The organism is Lentzea sp. NPDC003310 (assembly GCF_040610935.1).
GTDB lineage: Bacteria > Actinomycetota > Actinomycetes > Mycobacteriales > Pseudonocardiaceae > Lentzea.
On record NZ_JBEXNC010000020.1, the window covers coordinates 160,611 to 167,043 of the forward strand.

At 68.9% G+C, this 6,433-nt stretch carries 3 protein-coding genes and 1 rRNA gene; 1 reads left to right on the top strand and 3 read right to left on the bottom strand.

The window, feature by feature from the left end:
* Positions 1–205 precede the first annotated feature (205 nt).
* Positions 206–1,108: a hypothetical protein gene (locus ABZX02_RS35725; protein WP_256238757.1), complete on the top strand. Its 903-nt coding sequence runs from the start codon at positions 206–208 to the stop codon at positions 1,106–1,108.
* 137 nt (positions 1,109–1,245) lie between these two features.
* On the opposite strand, the gene ABZX02_RS35730 is transcribed toward ABZX02_RS35725, so the two are convergent.
* The 3 genes from ABZX02_RS35730 to rrf all read right to left on the bottom strand — a co-directional run.
* Positions 1,246–4,038: a S8 family serine peptidase gene (locus ABZX02_RS35730; protein WP_355305108.1), complete on the bottom strand. Its 2,793-nt coding sequence runs from the start codon at positions 4,036–4,038 to the stop codon at positions 1,246–1,248.
* A 146-nt stretch (positions 4,039–4,184) separates the two neighbouring features.
* Positions 4,185–5,726 (bottom strand): dGTP triphosphohydrolase, encoded by a 1,542-nt coding sequence (gene dgt, locus ABZX02_RS35735; protein ID WP_355305110.1) that lies wholly within the window; start codon positions 5,724–5,726, stop codon positions 4,185–4,187.
* A 614-nt stretch (positions 5,727–6,340) separates the two neighbouring features.
* Positions 6,341–6,433, bottom strand: a 5S ribosomal RNA gene (rrf, locus tag ABZX02_RS35740); the annotation flags it as partial.

The following is a 6,433-nucleotide window of genomic DNA, read 5'->3' on the forward strand; positions in this document are numbered from 1 at the left end:
ATGAGTCTCGAAAGCGTGAACCTGTCAACCGTATGGATTAACCATTGACTCCATCCGGTCCCGACCAGCGGTGTTCACGGACGGGTAGGGTCACTGGGGCGTGATCTTATGACAGCGGGGAGTCACCATGACGACTGCTGCCGGTCGACCAACACTGACCGTTGACGACACTGACTCAACGGGCCACGGCAGCCTTACGCAGCTCTTGACGACGGGACCGTTCCCGGAAGCGTTGAGGGCGGCGATCAAGGCGAGCCGACTCAGCCTCGACCGCATCCAGCACCGGTTGGCGCTGCGCGGAGTGACCATCAGCGTCGCGACGCTCAGCTACTGGCAGTCAGGACGACGAAGGCCTGAACGCCCTGAATCACTGGAGGCACTGCGGCACCTCGAGTCGGTCCTGGGCGTGCCTCAGTCGGGCCTGTCGGCACTGCTCGGTCCACCTCGTCCGCGAGGCCGCCGATGCCGTCCGACGACGATGATGCCGATCGACGCGCTCTGGGCGCGCCGGGAGCGGGTCGCGAACCTGCTGTCGAAGGTCGACACGTCCTCCGACCTGAAGCTCGGCCGGATCAGCCAGCACGACCGCATCGAGATCTCTGCCGACGGCGGGCAGAAATCCGTGTGGGTGCGGCAGATCCTGCGGGCGGAGCAGGACGGGCCCGACCGCTGGGCGCTCGTGTTCGAGACCGAGGAGAGCGACGTGCTCCCCGAGATCCTGAACGTGCGCAACTGCCACCTGGGCCGCATCGCCCGCGACCACGAGGCCAACATCATGGTCGCGGAGATGATGTTCGAGCGGCCGCTGGCCCGCGGCGAGACCCTCATCATGGAGTACCAGCTGGTGTTCCCCGAGGGTCATGCCCCCAAGGGCAACAACACGTTCGCGCGCAAGTTCCGCCTGCCGGTGCGCGAGTACGTGATCGAGGTCCGCTTCGACGAGACGAACCTGCCGTCCCGGGTGCAGCAGTACAGCGTGCCCGCGGGCGACGAGACCCCGTCCCGGCGCCGCAACCTCACCCTGGACTCGGGTGGCGGCGTGCACGCCGTGGCGCTCGGGTTCGGGCCCGGGGTGTTCGGCATCCGCTGGGAGTGGCCGAACCGCTAGCAGGGCTGTGACGACGTACGAGGGGCGCTTCCCGGCTTCGGGAGGCGCCCCTTTCGCTTGTCCCGGTTCACGCGTGGACGGGAAAGGCCCCCGGCTCTCGCGAGCCGGGGGCCTTCCGTTCGTGTGAGCTCAGCTCATCACACCCAGCCGGCGACGCTGAGGGTCACCGCGCGGATCGAGCCGCGGTCGGAGCCCACCACGTCGGCGACCTTGAACACCCACGTGCCGTCCGCACCGTCCGCGGTCAGCGAGGACAGCGGCGCCCCCGCCTTCCACGAGCCGGTGAACGGCGCGTTGGCGCTCGTCACGCCGGAGAACGGCAGCGTGGCGTCGTCGGTGAACACGGCCTGGCAGATGTTGTTGCCCGTGCCACCGGCCCGCGAGAACAGCGTCACGGACTTGCCGGACGGCGAGGTGAGCGTGCCCACCAGGTCGCCGACGAAGGTGTGGTCGATGCCGACCGTCGTGGCCCCCTCGGTCGTGGAGCACGTGGCCCCGTCCACCGAGAACTTCAGGTTGGAGGCCGCGCCGACACCGGTCACCGGCAGCGGGATCGACACACCGGTCTGGTCGTTGTCCGGGATGGCGACCGGGGCGCCGCTGTACGCGAACGTCTTGAACTCGCGCGACGGCTCACCGACCCGCAACGTGAACGAGCTGGTGGTCGGCGAGGTCGAGCCCGCGTAGGTCACGCGGGCGTCGAGCTTGACCGCCGAGCCGAGACCGGCGGACGCCGGCACCGTCACCTTGAAGGTGTTGCTGACCGTCTGGCCCGGGTCGATGTTGCCGTAGTACTTCGACCGCGGCGCGATGGTCACGCCGGCGGACGTCGTCGACAGCACGACCGAGGTCGACGCGGCCGAGCCGTCACCGTTGTTGGCCACCGGCAGGGTCACCGTGGACGTCGTGCCGGGCTTGAGGAAAGCGCTTCCGTCGGCGTCGTTCACGATCGTCGGCTTCTGCGCGCGGGCCAGTGCCTGCGGCGACGCGCCCGTGTAGGCGAGGGCGCGGTCGGCCATCACGATGCCGGCGCCGGTGCGGTTGTCCACACCGGACTCGACGATGTCGATCGCCGTGGTGACAAGGGCTTCCTTGACCTCGGCGGGCGTCAGCGTCGGGTTGCCGGACAGGATCAGGCCGGCGATCGCGGCGGCGTTCGGGGCCGAGGCGGACGTGCCGAAGAACGGCGCGAAGCCCGGCACCGACGTGGTCACACCGTCGGCCGCGGTGATGTCCGGCTTCTGCCGGGTCTCGGCGAGCGGGGTGCCGTCCGGCGCGAAGAACGTCTTGCGCGGGCCGTCGGAGGTGAAGCGCTCCGGCTTCTGCGTGCTGTCGAACGCGTTCGGGTACGGACCGGCCGGGTTGGCCGGGTCGCCCGGTTCGAGGTCGAACGGCAGCGCGCCGGCGGCGGGTGCGGCCGCGACGGAGATCGCGCCCTTCGCCGCCGAGTGGCCGCGCGTGGTGCCCGGCGTGACGTACTTCTTGAGGCCGTCGTTGCTGTCGGCGAAGCGGCCGCCGAACAACGACAGCGCGAAGTACTTGTCGTCACCGCGGTACTTCACGACCGCGAGGCGCGTGCCCGCGGAGCTGGACGGGGTGTTAATGCGCTCGTACGGGTCCTGAGCGCCGTCCTGGTTGTTCTGGCTGAAGGTGACAACGTTGCCCTGCGCGTTGACCAGGTACAGGTCGTAGTCGTTGGCCGACTGGCCCAGCGGGTCCGCCCAGTGCAGCACGGTGGGCGTGTCGCCGGAGAAGTTCGACAGCGGGTTGAACAGCTGCTTCTGGTTGGGGTCCGGGTTGAAGTCGTGCGCGGAGCCGGCGAACTTGCCGACGCCCACGCCCGAGTCGACGAACTGGCCCTCGTAGTGGCCCGAGGTGCCGTCGACGACGTTGCCCTGGTTGCCCGCGCTCGAGAAGAACAACGCACCGTCGGCGACGACCGCGTCCACGGCGCGCGCGATGATGCCGTCCTGGAACGGCGACTCGTTGAAGTAGATGACGTCGTCGACGATGACGTCGCAGCCGAGCTCGAAGCGCAGCTTCTTGATGTTGTCCGCGAAGCTCGCGTCGCCGTTGAACGCCGTGGCGAAGCCGAGCTCGGCGTTGGGCGCGATGTCGTGCAGGATCTCGAGCATCGCGGTGCCCTCGTCACCGGAGCCCGCCTGACCCGTCAGGACGTCGACGGCCGGCAGTTCACCCGAGGCCTGCGACACGGCCAGCGATCCCACGCCGTCCGACAGCGCGCAGAGCTTCGTGCCGACACCGGTCACGCGGAACGAGCCGCGCGCGGCCTCGGCGGCGTGCGCCTTGTCGCTCTCCGCGACCTTGGCGGCCTGGACGGAAAGCGTCTTCTCCGACAGCCGGCGCTCGATCTCGGCGGCCTTGTCCTCTTTGGACGGAGCCTGCTTGCGGGACTTGGTGTCCCGCTTGTTCTTCACGTCCTGCGTCATCGCGTCACTGCCCGGCTCGACGCGTGCCACGTCGGACCGCGCGGCGATCTCGGAGATCTTCGCGACCGGGACCTCGGCGCGCACGGTGCGGTGCTCGGAGGACACTGCCCGGATCTGCCCACCCGCCGCGCGGACAGCGTTGACCAGGTCCTCGGAGTACTTCTCGGCGCGGATGTCGACGAGGGTGGTGGACTTCGGCGTCACGGCAACGCCGGTCTGCACCTGCGGCAGTGCACTCGTGGTCGCGGCCGAGACGCGCTTGCGCGCCTCCACGACGAGCGCGCTGTCCACTTTGGACTCAGCTGGGGTGAGCGACTTCTTGATGCTCTGCAGCGCCGCGATCTGTGCCGCGGTGCGGTCGGTGATGGACTTCGACGCCTTGCCCGGATCCGCGGACGCGGGCGTGACGGCGGTGAGTGCAGCCAGAAGAACTGCGGTACCTGCGGTGACTAACGTCGTGCCTCTTCGAGATCGGCGCACAGGGTTTCTCCCCCGAACGTTGGCGTGCCCCCGAGCACGCGGCCTGCGACCGGCGATTCCCGGTCGAGGCGCCAACGTATGGTGCTTGCCTGATCACAGTCAGCATCCGATTGGGCTACTTCTCACTTAGCAGACACAATCACACTTCACAGAACAAAAGCGTCAGTCCACAACTGACCGGTTCGCCCGGAAAGTGCTTCCAGCAGCGCGGCAGCCTGGTTGTCCGTCAGCGACGCGACGAAGTCCACGACGGCACGCCCGCGCGCCAATCCCCGGACAGCGTCCGGCCCCACGGGCAGGTCCCCGGCCGCACCGACCAATGTGGACGGCTCCGTCCGGGCGAGCGCCGCGTACTCCGTTTCGGCCAGCTCCACGAGGTCGTGCAGCCTGCGCGGCAACCGATCCGCCTCCGACCGGTCGGTCACCCACTGCTCGAGCGCGTCCACGAGCGAACTCAGCAACCGTGCCTGTCCACGTTGGTGCAACGCAAGATCCGGTCGCAGCAACACGAACCGCCGATGGACGAACTTCAGCACCTGCACCTCGTGCCACTGCTGCACCGCCAGCACGACGTGCCCCGACCGCGGCGTCGGCTCCTCGATCACCCCGACCGCGTCCACGAGCCGGCGAGTCCACCGGGCACTGAACCCGGCGACGGCCTGCTCGGCCTCCACCGACCCGTCGAACGGCACGGACAGCAACCCGTCGACGAGCTCCTTGCTCACCTTCCGCACGGCCAACGCGAACGCCTCGTCGCTCATGACCCAGGAGTCCTTGAGGTGCATGCGCCGCCGCAAAGTCTCGAGCGACCGCCCCGGCATCCGGATCTCCGCGCTCAACTCCGCGTCGCTCAGCCCGGCGAGGTCGAGCGCCTGCGCCTGCCACGTCCCGAGCTCGGCCGCGACCGTCGCGTGCTGCAACACCCCGACCCGGTGGAAGTCCTCCAGGTCGTGGATCGCGTACGCGATGTCGTCCGCGGTGTCCATGACACTCGCCTCGACAGTCTGCTGCCACGTCTCGATACGGCCTTCGAACGGCTCGCGCGCCTGCCGCAGGTCGTTGGTCTCCGTGACATACGCGGAGAACTTCGAGCTGCCGGTGCCCGGCATGTCGTCCGGTTCGGACGCACCACGGGGCGCCACCGCCAGGTCGAGCGGCTGGTGCCGGGTCCACGGGTACTTCAACATCGCCGCCCGCACGGCCACGGTCAGGTCGAGCCCGAGCGCCTTGGGCCCGCGGACGTCGGTGGTCGTGACGATGCGGAACGACTGCGCGTTCCCCTCGAACCCGTCCGGCAACCCGAACCTGTGGCGAGCGAGCCGGTCCAGCACCTGCTCGCCGAGGTGCCCGAACGGCGGATGCCCGAGGTCGTGCGCGAGAGCGGCCGCCTCCACGACGTCGGGGTCGCACCCGCCCAGCTTCTCGAGCACCGCGGTGAGCTCGGGCCGGCCGGTGAGCCGCTCGGCGATGGCGCGAGCGGCCTGGGCGACCTTGAGGCTGTGGGTGAGGCGGTTGTGCACGAGCAAGCCCGAGCCGGTGGAGCTGACCACCTGCGTGACACCACCCAGCCTGGCGAAGAACGGGGAGCTCGCCACGCGGTCGCGGTCGACGCGGAACGGGTTCGTCGCGAGGTCGGCGGTCCTGCCCACGCCGGCCGATCGACGGGAGGCACGTTGCTCGTTGTGCATGGGTGAGAAGGTACCGGGACCTCGGTCTGGGTTGAGGGGCACGACAGGCCGGGTCGAGTGACTCACCGGGCAGTGGGTTGCTCGGGTGCTCGGGTGATGGCTGACTACGGGTGGGCGGCCGGGTGGTTGGTGCTGACCGGCTGCGGGTGAGGCGGCGGGGCGTTTGGCGCTGGGTGCGGCGTACTGGGTGCGATCTGCTGGGTGCGATCTGCTGGGTGCGGTGTGGTGAGTGCGGTGTCGTGAGCGCGGTCGTGCTGGGCTAAGTGCGGTGGGTGCGGTTGTACTGGACTCGGCGTGGTGGGTGCGGTCGTGTTGAGCTCGGCGTGGTTGGTGCCGAGTCGGCGGATGTGTGACGTGTCCAGCGGGGTGCGGGACGTTGGCGCCCCCACGCGTCTTCCTCATTGCGCGGCGAAGATGATCATGGTTTTGGGACACCCCCTTGGTGTTTGTCTACTAGAGGGAGTTGCGGGCCGATCAGGACGCTGTTCACCCGATCGAGTTGGTCTTGCCGCGGAGTGCCTGGTCAGGAGCCTTGCGGGATTGGTGCCGGCAAAGCAGAAAGCCCCTGAAGGGAGCGCTTGTGGCGCTCTACCCTCAGGGGCTTCTGTACGTAAGTTCGGCGGCGACCTACTCTCCCACACCGTAACCAGTGCAGTACCATCGGCGCAGAAGGGCTTAACTACCGGGTTCGGAATGGGACCGGGTGT

Bases quoted from the DNA above. Each gene is read 5' to 3' on its own strand.
- dgt (WP_355305110.1), bottom strand. From the start codon at position 5,726: ATGCACAACGAGCAACGTGCCTCCCGTCGATCGGCCGGCGTGGGCAGG.